Origin of the sequence: Streptomyces sp. NBC_00388 (genome assembly GCF_036061255.1) — a bacterium.
Classification (GTDB): domain Bacteria; phylum Actinomycetota; class Actinomycetes; order Streptomycetales; family Streptomycetaceae; genus Streptomyces.
Genome location: NZ_CP107948.1, coordinates 1,348,564 through 1,369,952, shown reverse-complemented (window position 1 = coordinate 1,369,952; position 21,389 = coordinate 1,348,564). Strand labels below are relative to the sequence as shown.

Below are 21,389 nucleotides of genomic sequence, written 5' to 3'. Positions count from 1 at the left end.
GGCTTGCGGCAAGACCCCGGTCGTGGAGCAGAATGACCGGCCACGGCCGGAACCTGCGCAAATGACAGAGTCGCGATATGTGCATGCCTTTGTCCGTGCACGGTTGTGCGAGAAGCCCCGCACCGCAGGCCCGACCCGCGGCACGGCCGGCCCGAATCCCCTCTCGGTGAAGGTGCGTTCCGAATGACTGATGTGATCGTGGTCGGCGGCGGGCCGACCGGTTTCATGCTGGCCGCCGAGCTGCGGCTGCAGGGTGTGCGCGTGCTCGTGCTGGAGCGGGAGACGGAGCCGACCAGGCAGGTACGCGGGCTCGGTCTGCATGTGCGCAGCGTGGAGGCGCTGGACCAGCGCGGTCTGCTGGACCGCTTCCTCGCACACGGCCGGCAGTACCCCCTCGGTACGTCCTTCGCCGGGATCAGCAAGCCGGCGCCGGACCCGCTGGACACCGCGCACGCATACGTCTTCGGCATCCCCCAGACCATCACCGACCGCCTGCTGGCCGAGCGCGCCACCGAGCTGGGCGCCGAGGTCCGCCGCGGCTGCGAGCTGGTCGGGCTGAGCCAGGACGAGGAGGGTGTGACCGCCGCACTGGCCGACGGCACGCGGCTGCGCTCGCGCTACCTCGTCGGCTGCGACGGAGGCCGCAGCACGGTGCGCAAGCTGCTCGGCGTCGCCTTCCCCGGCGAGCCCGCCGGGACCGAGTGGCTGCTGGGCGAGATGGCGGTGGCCGTCGCGCCGCGGGCGCTGGACGAGGCGGCGGCCGGGCTCCGCACGACACACCTGCGGTTCGGCCCCGCGCCCCACGAGGACGGGGTGTACCGCTTCGTCATCCGTGCCGATGAGGTGACCGGCGGGCGTGCGGTCCCGCCGACCCTGGAGGAGTTCAAGGAGCGGATCCGCACGTTCGCCGGGACCGACTTCGGTGTGCACTCACCGCGCTTCCTGACCCGCTTCGGCGACGCCACGCGGCAGGCCGAGCGCTACCGGGCCGGCCGGGTGCTGCTGGCCGGCGACGCGGCGCACATCCACCCACCGCTGGGCGGACAGGGCTTGAACCTCGGCATCCAGGACGCGTTCAACCTCGGATGGAAACTGGCTGCCGAGGTCAACGGCTGGGCCCCCGGTGGGCTGCTGGACAGCTACCACTCGGAGCGGCACCCGGTGGCGGCCGGAGTGCTGGACCACACCCGCGCGCACAGCGAACTGCTCTCCTCCGGGCCGGGCCCCCGGGCGGTGCGCCGGCTGCTGTCGGAACTGATGGAGTTCGACGAGGTCAACCGGTACCTGATCGAGAAGAGCACGGCGATCGGGATCCGCTACGACGTCGGCGCCGACGGCCACCCGCTGCTCGGCCGCCGGCTGCGCGACATGAAGCTGCCGCAGGGGCGCCTCTACGAGCTGACGCACCGAGGCCGGGGCCTGCTGCTGGACCGTACCGGTGGGCTCACGGTGGCCGGCTGGGCCGACCGGGTCGACCACGTCGTCGGCGGCAGCGAGGAGCTGGACGTCCCGGCTGTGCTGCTGCGGCCGGACGGCCACGTGGTGTGGGTGGGGGAGGACCAGCGGGATCTGGCCGCCCGCCTGTCCCACTGGTTCGGCGCCGGCGCCGCCTGAGCGCGCACGCGGGCGGGTGGGGCGGCAGCGCCCCGGGCGAGGCCGGGCGCGGCCCGGAGGCGTACCGTCCGCCCGGCGTCCGCCGTGCCCGAGCGCTTCAGCCGGAACGGTGCCGGGCACCGCCTGCACCTCACCGGCGCCGGGGAGGCTGCCAGGGTGAAGCTGCGCGAGCTGGTGACCGAGCTGCGCGGTGTGGTCCACGAGGGCATCAGCGACGAAGAGTACGCAGCCGCGCTCAAGGTGCTGCGCAGGATGGTCGCCAACGTCGAGGCGGCAAAGCCTCCGGGCCTGGTTCTTCCTCCTGGAGGGCCGGCGGACCCGTCGGCGGAGACACGTGGAGATACGTTCTGACCCGGCTGGTTGGGCGGGCCGGCGCCCTGGCCGGTGGTGGCCTGGGTAAGCCGCGGGCCGGAGCCTTCGGGGAGGACGGGGTGCGCGTGGTGGCGGCCTACGCGGTTGTGGCGATGCCGCCGTCGACGGGGATCACCGCGCCCGTCAGGTAGGCGCCCGCCCGGCCGGCGAGGAACACGGCGACACCCGCCATGTCGTCGTCGCGGCCGATCCGGCGTAGTGGGGCCGACGCCGCGATCGCCTCGCCGAACTCATCGAGGGTTGCCGCCATCATCGTCGACGGGAACGGTCCCGGCGCCACGGCGTTCACGGTGACGTGCTGCGGTCCCAGTTCCCTGGCGAGCACTCTGGTGAGTTGATGCAGTGCGGCCTTGCTGCTGGAGTACGAGTAGTTGGGCCGCTGGGGGATGTGGATGGCGGCGATGCTGCCGATGTTGATGACCCGCGCGGGATCGTCGGCGGTGCCCGCCCTGCGTAGTGCGGGCAGCAGTGCCTGGACCAGCCAGAACGGCGACTTCAGGTTGAGGTCGACGACCGTGTCCCAGGCCGCGTCCGGGAACGTCTCCAGCGGCTCGTCCCACATGGCGCCCGCGTTGTTGACGAGGATGTCGAGACGCTCCGAGCCGGCGGTGACGAGGTCGGACAGCCGCCGGCACTCGTCGTGGCGGGACAGGTCGGCGGGGATGGCCCGCACCTCACCGAATGCGGAGAGCTGTTCCTGAGCCTGGGCGCACGCTTCTGCGCTGCGTGAGCTGATGACCACGCGGGCGCCCGCCTGGAGAAGGCCACGCGCGATCATCATCCCGATGCCTCTGGTGCCACCGGTGACGAGCGCGCGCTTTCCACTCAGATCGAAGAGTTCCGCATGCGTGGTGAACTGGTTGTCTGCCACTTGCAACCTTTCTCGTCGGCCGTGCGCGATGATGCGCCGGCGCGTCGGGTGTTTCTGTTCAGCCGTCCCGACGCTATGGCCCTGGAGTGCACTCCAGGCAAGCGGACCGGGTAAGGAACCGGCAGGTGTTCCCGCGGGGCGGCGGTCGCACGCGCGCCCGGCTTCTCCCGCATCCGTCTTTGCATAAAAGTGCAGCTCTGCGTATAGTCATGCCTTCGACGAGGAGGATTTCGATGGCGGTACGTGCAGCGGTGGCAGGGGCAAGCGGATACGCCGGCGGGGAGCTGCTCCGCCTGCTGCTGGGCCACCCGGATGTCGAGATCGGTGCGCTCACCGGCAACTCCAACGCGGGCCAGCCGCTCGGGGCCCTGCAGCCGCATCTGCGGCCGCTCGCCGGGCGCGTGCTCCAGCCGACCACCGCGGACGTACTCGCCGGTCATGACGTGGTCTTTCTCGCGCTGCCGCACGGACAGTCCGCCGCGGTCGCCGACCAGCTCGGGGACGACGTCCTCGTCGTCGACATGGGCGCCGACTTCCGGCTGAAGGACGCCGGGGACTGGGAGCGGTTCTACGGCTCCCCGCACGCGGGTACCTGGCCGTACGGTCTGCCCGAGCTGCCCGGCGGACGGACCGGGCTCGCCGGTTCGAAGCGGATCGCCGTCCCCGGCTGTTACCCGACGGCGGTCTCCCTCGCCCTCTTCCCCGCGTACGCGGCCGGTCTCGCCGAGCCCGAAGCGGTGGTCGTGGCGGCCTCCGGCACGTCCGGCGCGGGCAAGGCGGCCAAGCCGCACCTGCTCGGCTCCGAGGTGATGGGCTCGATGACGCCGTACGGCGTCGGCGGTGTGCACCGGCACACGCCCGAGATGATCCAGAACCTCAGTGCGGCGGCGGGCGAGCCGGTCACCGTCTCGTTCACACCCACCCTCGCGCCCATGCCGCGCGGCATCCTCGCCACCTGCTCGGCGAAGGCGAAGCCCGGCGTGAGCGCCGAAACGGTCCGCGCGGCGTACGAGAAGGCCTTCGCGGACGAGCCGTTCACCGAGCTGCTCGCCGAGGGGCTGTGGCCGTCGACCGGCGCCGTGTACGGCTCCAACGCGGTCCAGATCCAGGTCGCGTACGACGCCGCCGCCGGCCGGATCATCGCCATCAGCGCCATCGACAACCTGGCCAAGGGCACCGCGGGCGGCGCCCTGCAGAGCATGAACATCGCACTCGGACTCGCCGAGGACCGAGGGCTTTCCACGGTCGGCGTGGCACCGTGAGCAGGGTGGGTACGGCCGCGGGCCGGAACCGGGGAACAGAGGCCGCGCCGCCGCGCAGCGCGGCCGGCAGTGACACGAGCCGCCACAGCGGCGGAGCGAACGAGGAGATGCAGTGAGCGTCACGGCAGCGAAGGGATTCACGGCCGCGGGTATCGCCGCCGGGATCAAGGAGAGCGGCGGACCGGACCTGGCCCTCGTGGTCAACACCGGGCCCCGGCTGGCCGCCGCGGGCGTCTTCACCTCCAACCGCGTCAAGGCCGCGCCGGTCCTCTGGTCCGAGCAGGTACTCAAGGGTGGGACCGTCGGCGCCGTCGTCCTCAACTCCGGTGGTGCCAACGCCTGCACCGGCCCCAAGGGCTTCCAGGACACCCACGCCACCGCCGAGAAGGCGGCCGCGGTCCTCGGCGGCAACGCGGGCGAGGTGGCGGTCGCGTCGACCGGGCTGATCGGTCTGCTGCTGCCCATGGACAAGGTGCTCCCCGGTATCGAGCGGGCCGCGTCCGAACTCTCCCCGCACGGCGGTGAGAAGGCCGCCATCGCCATCAAGACCACCGACACCGTCCACAAGACCGCCGTCGCGGGCGGGGACGGCTGGAGCGTCGGCGGCATGGCCAAGGGCGCCGGCATGCTCGCCCCCGGCCTCGCCACCATGCTGGTCGTGCTCACCACCGACGCCGACCTGGACAGCGCGGCCCTGGACAGCGCGTTGCGCGCCGCCACCCGGACGACCTTCGACCGGGTCGACTCCGACGGCTGCATGTCCACCAACGACACCGTGCTGCTGCTCGCCTCCGGCGCCTCCGGACTGGCCCCCGGGTACGAGGAGTTCGCCGAGGCCGTCCGTACCGTCTGCGCCGACCTGGCCCGTCAGCTGATCGGTGACGCCGAAGGGGCCAGCAAGGACATCCGGATCGAGGTGGTCAACGCCGCGACCGAGGACGACGCCGTCGAGGTGGGCCGCTCCATCGCCCGCAACAACCTCCTGAAGTGCGCCATCCACGGTGAGGACCCCAACTGGGGCCGGGTGCTCTCCGCGATCGGTACGACCTCCGCCGCCTTCGAGCCCGGTGAACTCAACGTCGCCATCAACGGCATCTGGGTCTGCAAGAAGGGATCGGTCGGGGAGGGCCGCGAACTCGTCGACATGCGCTACCGCGAGGTGACCATCACCGCCGACCTGGCGGCGGGCAGCGAGTCGGCCGTGATCTGGGCCAACGACCTCACCGCCGACTACGTCCACGAGAACAGCGCGTACAGCTCATGAGTACCCGCAAGCACACCGCGCTCCCCAAGGCACAGACCCTCATCGAGGCGCTGCCCTGGCTGACGCGCCACCACGGCAAGACCGTCGTCATCAAGTTCGGCGGCAACGCCATGGTCGACGAGGACCTGAAGGCCGCCTTCGCCCAGGACGTCGTCTTCCTGCGCCACGCCGGCCTCAAGCCGGTCGTCGTGCACGGCGGCGGTCCGCAGATCAGCGCCCAGCTCGACCGGCACGGCCTGGTCAGCGAGTTCAAGGCCGGGCTGCGGGTGACCACGCCGGAGGCGATGGACGTCGTACGGATGGTCCTCGCCGGCCAGGTCCAGCGCGAACTCGTCGGGCTGCTCAACCAGCACGGCCCGTTCGCCGTCGGCATGACCGGTGAGGACGCCAACACGATCACCGCCGTCCAGCACTTCCCGCAGATCGACGGCGAGGCCGTCGACATCGGCAGGGTCGGCGAGATCACCGCGATCGACATCGGTGCGATCAAGGCGCTGCTGGACGACGGCCGCATCCCCGTCGTCTCCTCCATCGCCCGCAGCGCCGAGGACAACCATGTCTTCAACGTCAACGCGGACACCGCGGCCGCCGCCCTGGCCGCGGCGCTCGACGCCGAGACGCTGATGGTCCTCACCGATGTCGAGGGCCTCTACGAGGACTGGCCGAACAGCGACGACGTCATCAGCAGGCTCACGGCGAAGGAGCTGGAGACGCTGCTGCCCGAGCTGGCCAGCGGCATGGTCCCCAAGATGCAGGGCTGCCTCTTCGCCGTACGCAACGGCGTCACCACCGCGCGCGTCATCGACGGGCGGGTCCAGCACTCGATCCTGCTGGAGATCTTCACCGACGAGGGAATCGGCACGATGGTCGTGCCGGACACACTGACAGAAACCACCGGCACCACCGAGGGGGAGTCATGAGCAACCAGGAACTCGCGCAGCGCTGGCAGGGCGCTCTGATGGACAACTACGGCACGCCGAAGCTCTCCCTGGTCCGCGGCGAGGGCGCCACCGTCTGGGACGCCGACGGCACCGCGTACACCGACTTCGTCGGCGGCATCGCGGTCAACGCCCTCGGTCACGCCCACCCGGCGATCGTCGAGGCCGTCTCACGGCAGATCGGCTCGCTCGGCCACGTCTCCAACCTCTACATCGCCGAACCGCCCGTCGCCCTCGCCGAACGGCTGCTGCAGGTATTCGGCCGCTCCGGCCGGGTGTACTTCGCCAACTCGGGCGCCGAGGCCAACGAGGCCGTCTTCAAGATCGGCCGGCTCACCGGGCGTACGCACATGGTGGCGACCCAGGGCGCCTTCCACGGCCGGACCATGGGCGCCCTCTCGCTCACCGGGCAGCCGGGCAAGCAGAACGGCTTCGACCCGCTGCCCGGCGTGGTCACCCATGTCCCGTACGGCGACGCCGAAGCGCTGCGCGCGGTCGTCACGGAGAACACCGCCTTCGTGATCATCGAACCGATCCAGGGGGAGAACGGCGCGGTCGTCCCGCCGGCCGGCTACCTCAGGGCGGCCCGTGAGATCACCCGCGCCACCGGCACGCTGCTGGTACTGGACGAGGTACAGACGGGGATCGGACGCACCGGCCACTGGTTCGAGCACCAGGCCCACGACGGCGTCGACCCCGATGTCGTCACGCTCGCCAAGGGCCTCGGCGGGGGGCTCCCGCTGGGCGCGGCTGTGGCCTTCGGTGCCGCTGCCGAGCTGCTCCACCCCGGCCAGCACGGCTCCACCTTCGGCGGCAACCCGGTGGCGTGCGCCGCCGGACTCGCCGTGCTCGACACGATCGCCGCGGACGGAATCCTCGACCGGGTGAAGCGCACGGGCGAGAAGCTGCGGACCGGAATCGAGGGCCTGGGACACCCGCTGGTCGGCCAGGTCCGCGGCGCCGGGCTGCTGCTGGGTATCGTGCTCACCGAGTCCCGCGCGCCACAGGTGCAGCAGGCGGCTCAGGACGCAGGATTCCTGGTGAACGTGACCGGCCCCGATGTCGTACGGCTGATGCCGCCGCTGATCATCGGTGACGACGAGGTGGACGCGTTCCTCCAGGCACTGCCCGGCGTTCTCGAACAGGCCAACGGGGAAGAGTGATCCGCAGAGTGAGGCGACGATGACCGAGGCGCAGCAGACCGGGCCCGAGGCGCAGGACACCGAGCACGGGGGGCCGTCCGTCCCGCAGACCCGGACCGCCCGCCACCGCCGGATCGTGGACATCCTCAACCGGCAGCCGGTGCGCTCGCAGAGCCAGCTCGCCAGACTCCTCGCGGACGACGGGCTGAGCGTCACCCAGGCGACGCTCTCCCGCGACCTGGACGAGCTGGGCGCGGTGAAGATCCGTAACACCGGGGGCGAGCTGATCTACGCCGTGCCCAGCGAGGGCGGCTACCGCACGCCTCATGCGCCGCTCGGTGAGTCCGCCAAGGAGGAGCGGATGCGCAGGCTCTCGTCCGAGCTGCTGATCTCGGCGGAGGCGTCGGCCAATCTGGTGGTGCTGCGTACGCCGCCGGGGGCCGCGCAGTTCCTCGCGTCGGCCATCGACCAGGCCGAACTGCACGACATCCTCGGCACGATCGCCGGGGACGACACACTGATGCTGATCAGCCGGGACCCGGCGGGCGGTCAGGCGCTGGCGGACCATCTGCTGCGGCTGGCACAGAACCCGCGCTGACGCCCTGTCGCGCTGACCGCCCGGTCAGCCCCGGGGGTCAGTAGCGGGTCAGGGCGGTCGCCCCGGACCGGGTGCCGATCGCGATGTGCGGACGGCTCCGGGGGGCGGCCCAGGTGAGGATCCGGTCGACCGCGGCCGCCGGTACCGACACACAACCCGCCGTCGCACCCGCGCCGTTGATGTGCAGAAAGATGCCGCCGCCCCGCCCGTGCACCGGGCGCGCGTAGTTGAACCCGATGACGAGAGCCCGGGCGTACTGCACCGGATAGCTGTTCAACCGCTCGGCCTCGCCCGGCCCGCAGTCCGCGGGAAGCGGGTCCACCCAGCGGTTGTACGCACGGGACGCGTTGTCCTCGCACCACCACGAGGAGCTCCCGACCGCCCGGTAGGGGTAACGGGTCCCGGCCGGGGCCGCCTTGATCCCGAAGGCGAACGGCAGGTCGAAGATCCCGGTGGGTGTGGTGTCCGTGCCCTGTCTGCGCGTGGCGCCGTCGGCGAGGCCCTTCGCCCCGAAGCGCGCCGCCGCCGAGCCGCTCCGGTGCCAGCTGCCGCCGCGCAGGTCCCACCAGGTCACCGTGCCGGTGGTGGAGTGCAGCGACGGGGCTTCCGCCGTGATCAGCTGGGAACCGCCGCCGGTGTCGGCCAGCCGTTCCGGCAGGGGACGGTCCCCGGCGGGCCGGGCCGCCAGGGAACCGGCGAGGGACAGCAGGACCGCGCCTGCCATCAGGAGTCTGCGCATGGTCCGGACCGTATGCGCCGGGAGGGCGTACCGCCCGTTCCGCTGAGCCGTACGGCTCAGCGGGGACTCCCGGGCGGCCCGGTGCGGGACTGCCCGGTGGGCACCGTCCGGCGCGGGCCGGGCCTCAGGCGGTCTCCGTCTTCCGGGACCGGTACGACATCCAGGCCGCGACCAGCGCTCCCGACACGTTGTGCCAGACCGAGAAGATCGCCGCCGGGAGTGCGGCCAGCGGGCTGAAGTGGGCGGTTGCCAGCGAAGCGGCAAGTCCGGAGTTCTGCATGCCCACCTCGAACGCCATCGCCCGGCTTCCCGGCTTGCCGAGACCGGCCGCCTTGCCCGCGCCGTAACCGAGCAGCAGCCCCAGGCCGTTGTGCAGGACCACGGCCAGCAGCACCATCGCCGCCGCCGACTTGATCGCGGACGCGCTGCCGCCGACCACGACCGCGACGATGACCGCCACGGTGACGGCCGAGAGCCAGGGCAAGGCCCCCAGCACCCGGTCCACGTAACGGCCCGCCAGGAAGCGCACCGCCAGTCCCGCGAGTACCGGCAGCAGCACGGTCTTGAGGATGTCGGTCATCATCGAGCCCGCGTCCACCGGCAGATAGGCGCCCGCGAGCAGCAGGGTGAGCGGCGGTGTGATCAGCGGGGCGAGCACCGTGGAGACGGTGGCCACCGAGACCGAGAGGGCCACGTCACCGCGGGCCAGGAAGGTGACCACATTGGAGGCAGTGCCGCTGGGGGCGCAGCCGACGAGGATGACGCCCGCCGCCAACTGCGGTGAGAGGCCGAGTACATGGGCGATCAGCCAGCCGAGGCCCGGCATGATCACGTAGTGCGCGACCAGTCCGAGGCCCACGGCCCAGGGCCGCTTCGCCACCCCCTGGAAGTCCACCTTGGTCATGGTCAGTCCCATGCAGAACATGACCACGCCCAGCAGGTACGGGACGGAGACGCTCCATCCCGCGAAGGTGCCCGGAGAGGCGAGGCCTATCGCTCCCGCCACCAGGACGAGTACCGGGAAGACGGTGACCGCCCGGCGTGCCGCGCGGTCGGCCCGGCCGGACGTACCGGCGGTACCGGCCGCTTCGGCGGGGCCGTCGGATTCCTGGATCACTTGTTCGTTCTGCACCTGGGTGATGCAACGCTGCTGGCGCACTCCGCCGCAATCCCGTCTCGTTATGTGGTCTTTACACCGACTGTGCGGGCAGGGCGGCCAGCCGCTCGGCGAGCGGGTCGTCACCCAGGAAAGCCAGCAGCTCTGCGAGGCCGGGCGCGGTCGCAGGGCCGCGCCTGGTCACCGCGCAGGCCGCCGCCGCGTTGGCGCCGCGCGCCGCCGACAGCGGGTCGAGGCCCCGGCCGAGCAGGGAGAGGAACGCGCCGACATGGGCGTCGCCCGCGCCGTTGCTGTCCACGGCGTCCACCGGGAAGCCCGGCACGTGGACCGGTTCCGCACCGGGGAGCGCCAGCCAGCAGCCGTCCTTGTCGGCGCGCACCAGTACCCCCGCGCCGGGTGCGAACCGCTCGCGCAGCGCGGCGGCGGCCCCGCGCTGATCCTCCTCGCCGGTCAGCAGCCGCCCCTCACGGGCGTTGCAGCTGAGCCAGTCGGCCCGTGCCAGGACCGGGCCGATGACCTCGGGGGCGATGTCGGCGACCAGCGGAGCCGGGTCGAAGCAGACCGTGACCCCGGGCGGCAGTGCGGCGGTGAAGCGTGCGAGCAGCGGGCCGTTCACGGGCAGCACCAGGCCGTACCCGGACAGCTGGACCATGTCGCCGTCCCTGAGCCGCCCGGTCACGACGGCCAGTTCCGCCGCGGTCAGCCGGGCGTCGACCCCGAAACTGGTCACGAACGTCCGCTCGCCCCCGGCGTCCACGAGCGCCACACAGAAGCCGGTGTCGCCGTCGTCACGGACCGGCAGCACGGTCCGTACGCCCTCGGCCGCCAGCGCGTCCCGTACGAGATCGCCGTGCGGGCCCGTGCCGTGCAGCCCCGCGTACACCGCGTCCGTGCCCAGCCTGCGGGCCGCGACGAGGGTGTTGAACCCGCCGCCGGCCGCGCGGGAGGTGCGTGAGCCGATGACGTCGCCGCCGCGCTCGGGCAGTGCCGGGATCTCGATCACCAGATCGACGATGACGTTTCCGGCGAGGATCAGACGGGGGTTCATCGGGTGGCCTCCTCAAGGGCGGGCTCGGGGGCGGCGGTCACCGGGGAGCGGCGGCCGGCCACCAGGTAGACGGCGGCGCCGACCACCATGGAGACGGCCCAGCCCAGCCCGTTGGTGCCGAACCAGCTCCCGGCCAGCGGGCCGGAGAACCAGACGTCGTCCTTGCCGGTGGACGCCTCGGTGAAGAGCAGGCCCGCCACGATCGCGGCGACCCAGGCGAGGACGGCGGGGAGCCGGAAGCCGCCGGTGTACCAGTAGCGGCTGGTACGGGTGGTGTCCATCAGGGCCGTGTCGTCGTACGTACGGCCGCGCAGCGAGTCCACGGCGATCACCCCGATCCAGGCGGAGATCGGCACGGCGAGCAGCGTCAGGAAGGTGGAGAAGGGCCCGTAGAAGTCACCGGCGATCAGCATGAAGTAGATGCCGCCGAGGAACATCAGGACGACGTCGACGAGCACCGCGGCGGCCCGGGGCACCTTCAGACCCAGCGTGATCATGGTGAGACCGGCCGAGTAGGTGGAGAGGTGGTTGGACATCAGGAGTCCGCCGAACGCCGCGATCAGATACGGGACAGCCATCCAGGACGGCAGCATCGCGTTGATGGCGGCGACGGGGTCCGACGCCGTGGCGAGGGCCGGGTCGCCCGCGGTGAGGAGCGAGCCCAGCGAGATCAGCAGCACCAGCGGGATACCGGCGCCGAAGGCGGAGGCGCTGATCAGCCGGGAGCCCGGCACCGAGCGCGGCAGGTAGCGGGCGTAGTCCGCGCCCGCGTTGGCCCAGCCGATGCCGGTGCCCGCGGCGATGAAGCCGATTCCCGCGATCACGCCGCTGGTGGGGCCGGAGGGCGCGTCGAGCACCTTGGACCAGTCCACGGTCGCGACCAGGAAGCCCATCACGATCAGGTTCAGCACGCCGAAGAGGACCGTGGCCCACTTGTTGATCCACATGATCGTGGCGTGGCCGAGCCCGCTGATCAGCAGTGTGCAGGCGATGAAGACCAGCAGGCAGACGACGGTGAGGAAAGTGTTCTGGTCCACCCCGAAGGCGACCCCGAGCAGCGCGAGCAGGGCGTACGCGGCGGTGGTCGTCGTGATCGTCTCCCAGCCCACCCGGCTCAGCCAGGTGATCAGGGTCGGGCCCGCGTTCCCGCGCTGTCCGAACACCGCCCTGGACAGGGTGAGCGCCGGGGCGCCGCCTTTCTGGCCGGCGATGCTCAACGCGCCGACCAGCGCGAACGAGCCGAATGAGCCGACGACGGCGACGAGCGCAGCCTGCCAGATGTTCAGGCCGCGGAACGCGACCAGCGTGGCACCGAGCGGCAGCCCGAGGAGCGAGATATTGGCGGCGAACCAGGTCCAGAACATCTGGCTCGCATGGCCGTGGCGTTCACTGTCGGGGACCGGTTCGATCCCCCGGGTCTCCACGGTGCCGACGCGATCGTTCTTCGTTGAAACGGCCATGACGGAACCTCCTTGCACGGTGCGTTGCGGGAAATGGGGTGGTGCGGGAAACGGGTGGCGCGGTACGGCGGCGGGCTCAGCGGAGAGCGAGCAGCTGCTCGGTCAGCGGTTCCAGCGCGAGGCCGTTGACGGCCTTGAGCGTGCGTACGGCGTCCGCGGGCAGCCCCGAGAGCCCGCTCACGGACCCGGCGACGGCGCCCGCGATGGCGCCGATGGTGTCGCTGTCGCCGCCGAGGTTGGCGGCGAGGAGGGTGCTGCGCCAGGGGTCGCCACCGGTCAGCGCGAGGACGGCGAAGGCCGCGGGGACGGACTCCTGGCTGGCCACGCTGGTGCCGATGAGTGCGACGATGCGGTCCAGCGCCTCCGCCTCGTCCACTCCGCCGACCAGCTCACGGGCCCAGCCGATCCGGGCGGCGATGTCCGCCCCGGCGATCCAGTTGCCGCGTGTGGCCCCTTCGCGGGCCGCGGTGACCGCCGCCTCGAAGGCGTCGTCCAGGGTACCTCCGGCGACTCCGGTGCTCACCGCTGCCGCGACGGCCGCCGCTCCGGCGATTCCCACGTTGGTGTCGTGCGTGACCTGGCAGGACTCCACGACCCGGTCGAGGAACCGGGGCAGCGGGCGGACGGCGGTGGCGATGCCGATGGGGGTGACCCGCATGGCGGCGCCGTTGGTGGTGCCGTATCTGCCCGCCTCCTTGATGCCGGCTCCGCCGGCCACGGCGTCGAGAGCCGCCTTGGTCGAGGGTCCGAGCAGGTCGAAGGAGCCCTTGGCCTTCATCTCGCGCTCCCAGGCGAGCAGCTCCGCGGCGAAGCGGAGCGGGTCGATGTGCCCGCCGCCCTCGACGAGCAGCCGGCCCACGATGACCGCCTGGTCGGTGTCGTCGGTGACCGAGCCCGGGGGCATCCCGGCGCTGACCGGGTTGTCGGGCTGTGCGGATTCGAAGCCGGTGATGCTGCCGTAGACCCTCACGACGTCCTGGCGGGACATCACCTGGGTGGGCATGCCCAGGGCGTCCCCGAGCGCCAGGCCGTGGAAGGCGCCGAGGGCGCGGTCGGTCAGGAACGGATCGGTCATGCGTGGCCTCCTCGGCCGGTGGTGCGGACGTGCAGCTGGAACCGGGACGGGTCGAGCAGGCTGGTGACCTGCTCCACGACGGTGCCGTCGGCGGCCCGGAACACCTGGGACTGGTGGAGGAACGCCTCACCGGGGGAGCGGTGCAGCGTGGCGGCGTCGGCCGCGTCGATGCCGGAGACGGAGATCCGGGCCTCGCCGGAGTCGGCGATGCGGCCCGCCGCGACAAGCGCCTTGTGCAGCGAACCGTCCTCCAGGCCGCGGCCCGGCAGTCCGGCGAGCGCGCCCACGGCGGGCACCCGGCTGCGCTCCAGCGAGATGCCGTGCCCGTCGGGCAGCCGCCTGACCCGGTCCAGTGCGATGAATTCCGCCGCCGCCAGACCGAGTTCGGCGGCGAGCGGCTGGTCGGTGACGGTCTCGAACCGGAGCACCTCGGTGGTCAGCGCGGTGCCCCGGTCGGCGAGGGCCTGTGTCCAGCCGAGCCGGTTGTCCAGGGGCGTCCCGTCGAAGGTGACGAAGGAGCCGATCCCGGCATGGGTGGCGATCAGTCCCTGTTCGCCGAGCTCGTTGAGCGCCTGTCGCACGGTGGTGCGGCTGACCCCGAAACGCTCCCGGAGGGTGTGCTCGCCCGGCAGCTTGCTGCCGTCGGCATGGACCCCGGCGCGGATCTCCTCCGCGAGGATGCGCGAGATGCGGTGATGCTTATGAACCTGTCCAGGCATGTCTAGAACTTAAGCGGAGCGAGCCCTTCCAGTCCATGGTTTCCGGTGAGCGATTTTTCGTACGCCCTCTAGACCCCTGTTGAGCTGCGATTTTGACAAGGCATACGGCCTACCGCATAGTTATGCCTACAAGCGATCGCACCGTGAGGAGAAAACCGTGACCGAGCGCGTCGTACTCGCCTACTCGGGCGGCCTGGACACCTCCGTCGCCATCGGCTGGATCGCCGAGGAGACGGGCGCCGAGGTCATCGCCGTCGCCGTGGATGTCGGTCAGGGCGGTGAGGACCTGGACGTGATCCGCAAGCGCGCGCTCGCCTGCGGCGCCGTCGAGGCGGAGGTCGCCGACGCCAGGGACGAGTTCGCCGACGAGTACTGCCTCCCGGCGATCAAGGCCAACGCGCTCTACATGGACCGCTACCCGCTGGTCTCGGCGCTCTCACGGCCGGTGATCGTCAAGCACCTCGTGGCCGCGGCCAGGAAGCACGGCGCCACCACGGTGGCCCACGGCTGCACCGGCAAGGGCAACGACCAGGTCCGCTTCGAGGCCGGCATCACCGCGCTCGGCCCCGACCTCACATGCATCGCGCCGGTCCGCGACTACGCGATGACCCGCGACAAGGCCATCGCCTTCTGCGAGGCGAAGAACCTCCCGATCGCCACGTCGAAGAAGTCGCCGTACTCCATCGACCAGAACGTCTTCGGGCGCGCCGTCGAGACGGGGTTCCTGGAGGACATCTGGAACGCGCCGGTCGAGGACGTGTACGCGTACACGTCGAATCCGGCGGAGCCCCGCGCGGCCGACGAGGTCGTCATCTCCTTCGAGGCAGGCGTCCCCGTCGCCGTCGACGGCAGGCCCGTCACCGTCCTGCAGGCGATCCAGCAGCTCAACGAGCGGGCCGGCGCCCAGGGCATCGGCCGGATCGACATGGTCGAGGACCGGCTCGTCGGCATCAAGTCCCGGGAGATCTACGAGGCGCCCGGCGCCATCGCCCTGATCACCGCCCACCAGGAGCTGGAGAACGTCACGGTCGAGCGCGAACTCGCCCGGTACAAGCGGCAGGTGGAGCAGCGCTGGGGCGAGCTGGTCTACGACGGCCTGTGGTTCTCACCGCTCAAGCGCGCCCTGGACGGCTTCATCGAGGAGGCCGGGCGGCACGTCACGGGCGACATCCGGATGACGCTGCACGGCGGCCGCGCCACCGTCACCGGCCGGAAGTCCAGCGAGTCCCTGTACGACTTCAACCTGGCGACCTACGACTCGGGCGATACGTTCGACCAGTCCAAGGCGCAGGGCTTCATCGAGATCTTCGGCCTCTCCGCGAAGATCGCGGCCAAGCGCGACCTGGCCTGACCCGACCCGGCCGACCCGGCTCGTACGGCGGCCGCCTCCCCGGTCCTCCACGGCGGGGAGGCGGCCGGACATCCCGATCCTTCTTGAGGAGCAACTCAGTGAGCAGCAACACCGGTGACGTCCGGCTCTGGGGCGGCCGTTTCGCCGACGGTCCCGCCGAGGCCCTGGCCCAGCTGTCCGCGTCCGTCCACTTCGACTGGCGGCTCGCGCCGTACGACATCGCGGGCTCCCGCGCGCACGCCCGTGCGCTGCACACGGCCGGGCTGCTCACCGCGGACGAACTGGCCCGGATGCAGGACGGTCTCGACCGGCTGGCGGCGGACGTCGCCGACGGCTCGTTCACCGGCACCGTCGCCGACGAGGACGTCCACACCGCCCTGGAGCGCGGGCTCCTGGAGCGGGTCGGCCCCGACCTCGGCGGCAAGCTGCGGGCGGGCCGGTCCCGCAACGACCAGATCGCGACGCTCTTCCGGATGTACCTCCGCGACCACGCCAGGACCATCGGCGCCCTCATCGCTGACCTGCAGGACGCACTGGTCGGCCTCGCCGACGCCCACCCGGACCTGGCGATGCCCGGCCGCACCCACCTCCAGCACGCCCAGCCCGTCCTCTTCGCCCACCATGTGCTGGCCCACGTCCAGTCCTTCTCGCGGGACGCCGAGCGGCTGCGCCAGTGGGACGAGCGCACCGCGGTCTCGCCGTACGGATCGGGGGCCCTGGCCGGGTCCTCGCTGGGGCTCGACCCCGAAGCGGTCGCCGCCGACCTCGGATTCGAGCGCGGATCGTCCGGCAACTCGATCGACGGCACCGCCTCGCGGGACTTCGTCGCCGAATTCGCCTTCATCACGGCGATGATCGGCGTCAACCTCTCGCGGATCGCCGAGGAGATCATCATCTGGAACACGAAGGAGTTCTCCTTCGTCACCCTCCACGACGCCTTCTCGACCGGCTCGTCGATCATGCCGCAGAAGAAGAACCCGGACATCGCGGAGCTCGCGCGCGGCAAGTCCGGCCGGCTGATCGGGAACCTGACGGGGCTGATGGCCACGCTCAAGGCCCTGCCGCTCGCGTACAACCGGGACCTCCAGGAGGACAAGGAGCCGGTCTTCGACTCCTGCGACCAGCTGGAGGTCCTGCTCCCCGCCTTCACCGGCATGATGGCGACCCTGACCGTCCACCGCGAGCGGCTGGAGGAGCTGGCCCCCGCGGGCTTCTCGCTCGCCACCGACATCGCCGAGTGGCTGGTCAGGCAGGGTGTGCCGTTCCGTGTCGCGCACGAGGTGGCCGGCGAGTGCGTCAAGGAGTGCGAGCGGCACGGCATCGAGCTCGACCAGCTCACGGACGAGCAGTTCGCGAAGATCTCCGAGCACCTGACCCCCGAGGTCCGCACGGTGCTCGATGTCCCCGGTGCGCTGGCCTCCCGCCACGGCCGCGGCGGGACCGCCCCCTCGGCCGTCGCCGCACAGCTCGTCGAGGTCAAGGCCAATCTGGTCATCCAGCACGCCTGGGCCGAGGCGAAGAAGTAGCGTCCCCGCGCGCCGCCGGCGCCCGGCACCTCCACCCGGGTGCCGGGCGCTGTCGTCCGTGATCGCGGGTAGGGGTGACAGGGACCGCATACCCCGACCCGCGCAGGGAGCTACCGATGCCCTTCGCCCGCCTCACGGCAGCGACGACCCCCACCGCCCATATCGGACTCGGACTGGCGGCCGTGGGCAGGCCCGGCTACATCAATCTCGGCCGCGACCAGGACCTGCCGGGTGAGCGCACCCCGGAGACCCTGCTCGCCCGTACGCATGAACTTCTGGACGCCGCCTACGCGCAGGGGGTGCGCTACTTCGACGTCGCACGCTCCTACGGCCGCGCCGAGGCGTTCCTCGCCGAGTGGCTGCGTGCCAGGCCCGCCGTCCAGGACGTCGTGATCGGCAGCAAGTGGGGCTACACCTACACCGCCGACTGGCGCACCGACGCCGAGGTCCACGAGGTCAAGGACCACAGCCAGGCCACCTTCGACCGGCAGCGCACCGAGACCGGCATGCTCCTGGGGGACCGGCTCGACCTCTACCAGATCCACTCCCTGACCGCCGACAGCCCGGCCCTGACCGACACCGCGCTGCATGCCAGGCTGGCCGGGCTGGCGGCGGAAGGGGTGACGATCGGCTTCTCCACGAGCGGGCCCGCCCAGGCGGACACCGTCCGGGCCGCGCTCGGGATCACGGTGGACGGCGCCCCGCTCTTCGGTGCGGTGCAGAGCACGTACAACCTGCTTGATCCCTCGGCGGGCGAGGCGCTGGCGGAGGCCCACGAGGCGGGGGTCCCGGTGATCGTCAAGGAGGGCGTCGCCAACGGGCGTCTGGCCGGCGCGGCAGCGCCGCTGCTGCTGCGCGACCTCGCGGAGGAGACCGGCACGACGCCCGACGCCGTCGCGCTGGCAGCGATCCTGCGCCACCCGTGGGCGACGGTCGTGCTCTCCGGCGCGGCCACCGCCGTGCAGCTGTCGGCCAATCTGCATGCCGCGGTGGCCGACCTCGGTGAGGAGCAGCTGGACCGGCTGGCCGGCCTGCGGGAGGAACCCGCCGCCTACTGGCGGCAGCGGGCGGAACTGCCCTGGCACTGACGCGTCCCGGACCCGGGACGACGCCGTCGCCCCGGCCCCGGCGGTTCAGGACGGGTCGAAGAGCGCGCTCACCGACTCGCCGTTGTGGATCCGCCGCATCGCCTCGGCCAGCGCCGGGGCGATGGAGAGGACCGTCAGCTTGCCCGTGCGCTCACCGGGCGGTATCGGCACGGTGTTCGTACAGACGATCTCCAGCACGTCGGGCTGGTCCGAGAGGCGCTTGAGCGCCCCCGATGCGAAGAGCCCGTGCGTACAGGCGACCCGGATCGATCTGGCTCCCAACTCGCGGAGCCGGTCGAGGAGTTCCAGTACGGTGCTGCCCTTGGCGATCTCGTCGTCCAGGACGATGACGTCGCGGCCCGCGACCTCGCCGATGACGGAGCTGATGGCGACCCGGTCGTCGGCGAAGCGCTGTTTGGCGCCCGCCGCCACCTGCACGCCCAGCATCCGGGCGAAGGCCGCCGCCTCCTTGGCGTTGCCGAGGTCCGGTGAGACGACCGTGGTGCGGGAGAGGTCGTAACCGCGGAAGTGCTCGGCCAGCTCCCGCAGCGCGTGCAGATGGTCGACCGGCACGGAGAAGAACCCGTGCACCTGGGGTGAGTGCAGGGTCAGCGCCAGGACCCGGCCGGCCCCCGAGTTCACCAGCAGGTCGGCCACCAGGCGGCCCCCGATGGAGATCCGCGGCGCGTCCTTCTTGTCCGAGCGGGCGTAGGCGTAGTGCGGCATCACCACGGTGATCCGGCCCGCCGACGCGCCCCGGGCCGCGTCGCACATCAGCAGCAGCTCGACGAGGTTCTCCTGCACCGGGGTGACCAGGGGCTGGATCAGGAAGACGTCACGCTCGCGGCAGTTGGCCTGGAGCTGTACCTCCAGACAGTCGTTGGCGAACCTGTTGACCCGCACCGGGCTCAGGGGTACCCCCAGATGCGCGGTGACCTCCTCGGCCAACTCGGGGTGGGCGCTACCGCTGAATACAGCGATGTCTCGCACGAACCGCTCCTCGTTCGGTCGAACCGGCGTGTCGGCCCCATCGTACGGGGCGGGTCCGACGCCCCTGATGAGACATAAGTGTCTCAGAGTGGTTATGGTTGTCTCATGACTGTCGACCGGGATCAGGTGCTCCGCACCGCCGCCGCCCTGCTCACCCGCAAGGCGACCGCGACGATGGACGAGGTCGCCCGGGCCGCCGGAATCGGCAGAGCCACCCTCCACCGGCACTTCGCGGGCCGCGACGCGCTGGTCAGGGCACTGGAAGAGCTCAGCATCACGGAGGTCGAGGCGGCGCTCGACGCCGCCAGGACCGACGAGGGGCCGGCCGTGGAGGCGCTGCGGCGCTTCATCGCCGAGGTGGAGCCCGCCGCCGGGCTGCTCGCCTTCCTCGTCACCGAGAACGAACTCTTCGAGGGCGAAGGGGTGAACGAGGGCTGGGACCGGCTCGACGCCCGCGTCTCCGCCCTCTTCCGGCGGGGGCAGGAGGCCGGAGCGTTCCGGATCGACCTCACCCCCGCCTGGCTGACCGAGGCGCTCTACGGGCTCATCGGTACCTGCGCCTGGGCGATACAGGACGGCCGGGTCGCAGCCAAGGACTTCTCTTACATGATCGCCGAGTTGCTGCTCGGCGGCGCACAACGGAGCGTGGAGCAATGACCGGTACCACCCGGCGGACGACCGATTCCGGGGACACTCGCAGTCTCGGCCGCTGGCTCGCCCTTGCCGTGCTCGTCCTCGCCGTGCTGCTCGTCGCGGTCGACGCGACCGTGCTCGGCCTGGCGACCCCCTTCCTGAGCGAGGACCTCAAGCCGTCGGGCACCCAGCTGCTGTGGATCGGCGACATCTACTCGTTCGTCATCGCGGGACTGCTGGTGTCCATGGGCAGTCTCGGCGACCGCATCGGCCGCAAGAAACTGCTGCTCACCGGTGCGGTGGCCTTCGGCGGGGTCTCCGTGCTCAACGCCTATGCGACCAGCCCCGAGATGATGATCGCCGCAAGGGCGCTGCTCGGCGTCGCGGGCGCCACCCTCATGCCGTCCACCCTCGCGCTGATCCGCAACATCTTCCACGACCCGAAGGAGCGCAGCCTGGCCGTCGGGATCTGGGGCGCCGCCGCCTCGGCAGGTACCGCGGTCGGTCCGGTGGTCGGCGGCTTCCTGCTGGAGAACTTCTGGTGGGGCTCGGTCTTCCTCATCAACCTGCCGGTGATGCTGGTGCTCGTCCTGGTCGGCATCAAGGTGCTCCCCGAGTCGCGCGACCCCGACCCGGGCCCTTGGGACCTGCCCAGCGTGGGCCTCTCGCTGGTCGGCGTGATGGCGGTGGTGTACGCGGTGAAGGAGGCGGCGGCCAACGGCTTCCACTGGGACAACCTGACGGCCGCGGTCGTCGGTGTGCTGGCCCTGCTCTGGTTCTCCCGGCGCCAGCTGACGCTCGATTCACCACTGCTCGACATGCGGCTCTTCCACCACCGGGGTTTCTCCGGAGCGGTCCTGGCGGACCTGCTGACGATTCTCGGCCTCTCCGGGCTGGTCTTCTTCCTCTCGCAGTTCCTCCAGCTGGTGCAGGGGCGCTCCCCGCTGGCCGCCGGTCTGATCGAACTCCCCGCGGCGGTGGGAGCGGTCGCCACCGGGCTCGCGGCCGGATACCTGGCGCGCAAGGCGTCGGTGCGCAGCGCCGTGGCCGGCGGTCTCGCGGCGGTCGCGGTGGCCCTCGCGGGCTGTGTGTGGGTCAGCGCGTCGACCGGCGTGGTGGCCCTCGGATCAGCCCTGTTCTTCGGCGGGCTCGGAGCCGGTCTGGCCTTCACCGTGACCTCCGACGTCCTGCTCTCCAGCGTCCCCAAGGAGCAGGCGGGCGCGGCGTCCGCGGTGTCCGAGACCGCGTACGAACTGGGCACGGCACTGGGGATCGCCCTGCTCGGTTCGGTGGTCACCGGGATCTACCGGGGCTTCTCCATCCCGCACGGAGTCCCGGCCGGCGCGGCCGAGGCGGCCCACGAGTCGCTCGGCGGCGCCGTCGAGGCGGCGAAGACCCTCCCGCACGACCAGGGCGCAGCCCTGCTCTCCTCCGCCCAGGACGCCTTCACCCACGGCTTCCAGACGGCGGCGGGGGTCGGCTCCGTCGTCCTGTTCGCCACCGCGGCGACCTCGTGGTTCCTGCTCAGGGGCCAGAAGCTCGACGTCTGACGCGCACAGCCCGGCGCCCGTGCGGTGCCCGG

The 21,389-nt window shown here is 71.6% G+C and carries 19 protein-coding genes and 1 pseudogene; 12 read left to right on the top strand and 8 right to left on the bottom strand.

The genetic code is table 11. The features are described from left to right. The first annotated feature begins 183 nt into the window (after positions 1-183). The gene (rox, locus tag OG917_RS06265; protein ID WP_328316529.1) at positions 184-1,614 is read left to right on the top strand and encodes a rifampin monooxygenase; all 1,431 of its coding nucleotides are present in this window, start codon (positions 184-186) and stop codon (positions 1,612-1,614) included. Between the two features lie 102 nt (positions 1,615-1,716). Further along, a pseudogene (locus OG917_RS06260) lies at positions 1,717-1,965 on the top strand (hypothetical protein); the annotation flags it as partial. Between the two features lie 97 nt (positions 1,966-2,062). Here the strand turns inward: OG917_RS06260 and OG917_RS06255 are convergent. Beyond that, entirely contained in the window at positions 2,063-2,857 is a 795-nt protein-coding gene (locus OG917_RS06255; RefSeq protein WP_328316528.1) for an SDR family oxidoreductase, read from the bottom strand. 233 nt (positions 2,858-3,090) lie between these two features. On the opposite strand from OG917_RS06255, the gene argC reads away from it, so the two are divergent. From argC to OG917_RS06230, 5 genes are all read left to right on the top strand, one after another. Then, positions 3,091-4,119, top strand: a complete 1,029-nt coding sequence (gene argC, locus OG917_RS06250) for an N-acetyl-gamma-glutamyl-phosphate reductase (protein WP_328316527.1) — start codon at positions 3,091-3,093, stop codon at positions 4,117-4,119. A 112-nt stretch (positions 4,120-4,231) separates the two neighbouring features. Further along, positions 4,232-5,383, top strand: coding sequence for a bifunctional glutamate N-acetyltransferase/amino-acid acetyltransferase ArgJ (gene argJ / locus OG917_RS06245; protein WP_328316526.1), 1,152 nt, complete (start codon positions 4,232-4,234; stop codon positions 5,381-5,383). Continuing rightward, a complete protein-coding gene (argB, locus tag OG917_RS06240) occupies positions 5,380-6,303 on the top strand; it encodes an acetylglutamate kinase (RefSeq protein ID WP_328316525.1) in 924 nt (307 codons plus the stop codon). The genes argJ and argB overlap by 4 nt, the downstream gene beginning before the upstream one ends. Further along, positions 6,300-7,484: an acetylornithine transaminase gene (locus tag OG917_RS06235; RefSeq protein ID WP_328316524.1), complete on the top strand. Its 1,185-nt coding sequence runs from the start codon at positions 6,300-6,302 to the stop codon at positions 7,482-7,484. The genes argB and OG917_RS06235 overlap by 4 nt, the downstream gene beginning before the upstream one ends. Before the next feature lie 19 nt (positions 7,485-7,503). Continuing rightward, positions 7,504-8,061, top strand: coding sequence for an arginine repressor (locus OG917_RS06230; protein WP_328316523.1), 558 nt, complete (start codon positions 7,504-7,506; stop codon positions 8,059-8,061). Between the two features lie 37 nt (positions 8,062-8,098). On the opposite strand, the gene OG917_RS06225 is transcribed toward OG917_RS06230, so the two are convergent. From OG917_RS06225 to OG917_RS06200, 6 genes are all read right to left on the bottom strand, one after another. Next, the gene (locus tag OG917_RS06225; RefSeq protein ID WP_328316522.1) at positions 8,099-8,800 is read right to left on the bottom strand and encodes a L,D-transpeptidase family protein; all 702 of its coding nucleotides are present in this window, start codon (positions 8,798-8,800) and stop codon (positions 8,099-8,101) included. 124 nt (positions 8,801-8,924) lie between these two features. After that, positions 8,925-9,914, bottom strand: a complete 990-nt coding sequence (locus OG917_RS06220; RefSeq protein ID WP_328321689.1) for a bile acid:sodium symporter family protein — start codon at positions 9,912-9,914, stop codon at positions 8,925-8,927. A 76-nt stretch (positions 9,915-9,990) separates the two neighbouring features. Continuing rightward, positions 9,991-10,965 carry a PfkB family carbohydrate kinase gene (locus OG917_RS06215; RefSeq protein WP_328316521.1) on the bottom strand — a complete coding sequence of 325 codons (975 nt, stop codon included), beginning with the start codon at positions 10,963-10,965 and terminating at the stop codon, positions 9,991-9,993. Next, positions 10,962-12,425 carry a purine-cytosine permease family protein gene (locus OG917_RS06210; RefSeq protein ID WP_328316520.1) on the bottom strand — a complete coding sequence of 488 codons (1,464 nt, stop codon included), beginning with the start codon at positions 12,423-12,425 and terminating at the stop codon, positions 10,962-10,964. Before OG917_RS06210 ends, OG917_RS06215 begins: the two co-directional genes overlap by 4 nt. Before the next feature lie 76 nt (positions 12,426-12,501). Then, positions 12,502-13,500 carry an ADP-ribosylglycohydrolase family protein gene (locus OG917_RS06205; RefSeq protein ID WP_328316519.1) on the bottom strand — a complete coding sequence of 333 codons (999 nt, stop codon included), beginning with the start codon at positions 13,498-13,500 and terminating at the stop codon, positions 12,502-12,504. Beyond that, positions 13,497-14,219 carry a GntR family transcriptional regulator gene (locus OG917_RS06200; RefSeq protein WP_328316518.1) on the bottom strand — a complete coding sequence of 241 codons (723 nt, stop codon included), beginning with the start codon at positions 14,217-14,219 and terminating at the stop codon, positions 13,497-13,499. The genes OG917_RS06205 and OG917_RS06200 overlap by 4 nt, the downstream gene beginning before the upstream one ends. A gap of 157 nt (positions 14,220-14,376) precedes the next feature. On the opposite strand from OG917_RS06200, the gene OG917_RS06195 reads away from it, so the two are divergent. The 3 genes from OG917_RS06195 to OG917_RS06185 all read left to right on the top strand — a co-directional run bounded on the left by OG917_RS06195 (position 14,377) and on the right by OG917_RS06185 (position 18,184). Further along, positions 14,377-15,570, top strand: a complete 1,194-nt coding sequence (locus OG917_RS06195; protein ID WP_328316517.1) for an argininosuccinate synthase — start codon at positions 14,377-14,379, stop codon at positions 15,568-15,570. A gap of 98 nt (positions 15,571-15,668) precedes the next feature. Continuing rightward, positions 15,669-17,096 carry an argininosuccinate lyase gene (gene argH, locus OG917_RS06190; protein WP_328316516.1) on the top strand — a complete coding sequence of 476 codons (1,428 nt, stop codon included), beginning with the start codon at positions 15,669-15,671 and terminating at the stop codon, positions 17,094-17,096. A 116-nt stretch (positions 17,097-17,212) separates the two neighbouring features. After that, complete coding sequence (locus OG917_RS06185) at positions 17,213-18,184, top strand: aldo/keto reductase (protein ID WP_328316515.1); 972 nt, start codon at positions 17,213-17,215, stop codon at positions 18,182-18,184. Positions 18,185-18,229: 45 nt separating this feature from the next. Here OG917_RS06185 and OG917_RS06180 read toward each other — a convergent pair whose 3' ends face one another. Continuing rightward, positions 18,230-19,174: a ribose-phosphate diphosphokinase gene (locus tag OG917_RS06180; protein WP_328316514.1), complete on the bottom strand. Its 945-nt coding sequence runs from the start codon at positions 19,172-19,174 to the stop codon at positions 18,230-18,232. A 105-nt stretch (positions 19,175-19,279) separates the two neighbouring features. Here OG917_RS06180 and OG917_RS06175 point away from each other — a divergent pair, with 105 nt between their 5' ends. Further along, a complete protein-coding gene (locus tag OG917_RS06175; RefSeq protein WP_328316513.1) occupies positions 19,280-19,831 on the top strand; it encodes a TetR/AcrR family transcriptional regulator in 552 nt (183 codons plus the stop codon). Continuing rightward, the gene (locus OG917_RS06170) at positions 19,828-21,357 is read left to right on the top strand and encodes an MFS transporter (RefSeq protein WP_328316512.1); all 1,530 of its coding nucleotides are present in this window, start codon (positions 19,828-19,830) and stop codon (positions 21,355-21,357) included. The genes OG917_RS06175 and OG917_RS06170 overlap by 4 nt, the downstream gene beginning before the upstream one ends. Positions 21,358-21,389: the final 32 nt, after the last annotated feature.

Excerpts from the sequence above, each read along its gene's own strand:
- OG917_RS06235 (WP_328316524.1), top strand. The coding sequence starts at position 6,300 with ATGAGCAACCAGGAACTCGCGCAGCGCTGGCAGGGCGCTCTGATGGAC.
- OG917_RS06215 (WP_328316521.1), bottom strand. The coding sequence starts at position 10,965 with ATGAACCCCCGTCTGATCCTCGCCGGAAACGTCATCGTCGATCTGGTG.
- OG917_RS06175 (WP_328316513.1), top strand. The coding sequence starts at position 19,280 with ATGACTGTCGACCGGGATCAGGTGCTCCGCACCGCCGCCGCCCTGCTC.
- OG917_RS06205 (WP_328316519.1), bottom strand. The coding sequence starts at position 13,500 with ATGACCGATCCGTTCCTGACCGACCGCGCCCTCGGCGCCTTCCACGGC.
- rox (WP_328316529.1), top strand. The coding sequence starts at position 184 with ATGACTGATGTGATCGTGGTCGGCGGCGGGCCGACCGGTTTCATGCTG.
- OG917_RS06210 (WP_328316520.1), bottom strand. The coding sequence starts at position 12,425 with ATGGCCGTTTCAACGAAGAACGATCGCGTCGGCACCGTGGAGACCCGG.
- argC (WP_328316527.1), top strand. The coding sequence starts at position 3,091 with ATGGCGGTACGTGCAGCGGTGGCAGGGGCAAGCGGATACGCCGGCGGG.
- OG917_RS06225 (WP_328316522.1), bottom strand. The coding sequence starts at position 8,800 with ATGCGCAGACTCCTGATGGCAGGCGCGGTCCTGCTGTCCCTCGCCGGT.
- OG917_RS06185 (WP_328316515.1), top strand. The coding sequence starts at position 17,213 with ATGCCCTTCGCCCGCCTCACGGCAGCGACGACCCCCACCGCCCATATC.
- OG917_RS06200 (WP_328316518.1), bottom strand. The coding sequence starts at position 14,219 with ATGCCTGGACAGGTTCATAAGCATCACCGCATCTCGCGCATCCTCGCG.
- OG917_RS06230 (WP_328316523.1), top strand. The coding sequence starts at position 7,504 with ATGACCGAGGCGCAGCAGACCGGGCCCGAGGCGCAGGACACCGAGCAC.
- argB (WP_328316525.1), top strand. The coding sequence starts at position 5,380 with ATGAGTACCCGCAAGCACACCGCGCTCCCCAAGGCACAGACCCTCATC.
- OG917_RS06170 (WP_328316512.1), top strand. The coding sequence starts at position 19,828 with ATGACCGGTACCACCCGGCGGACGACCGATTCCGGGGACACTCGCAGT.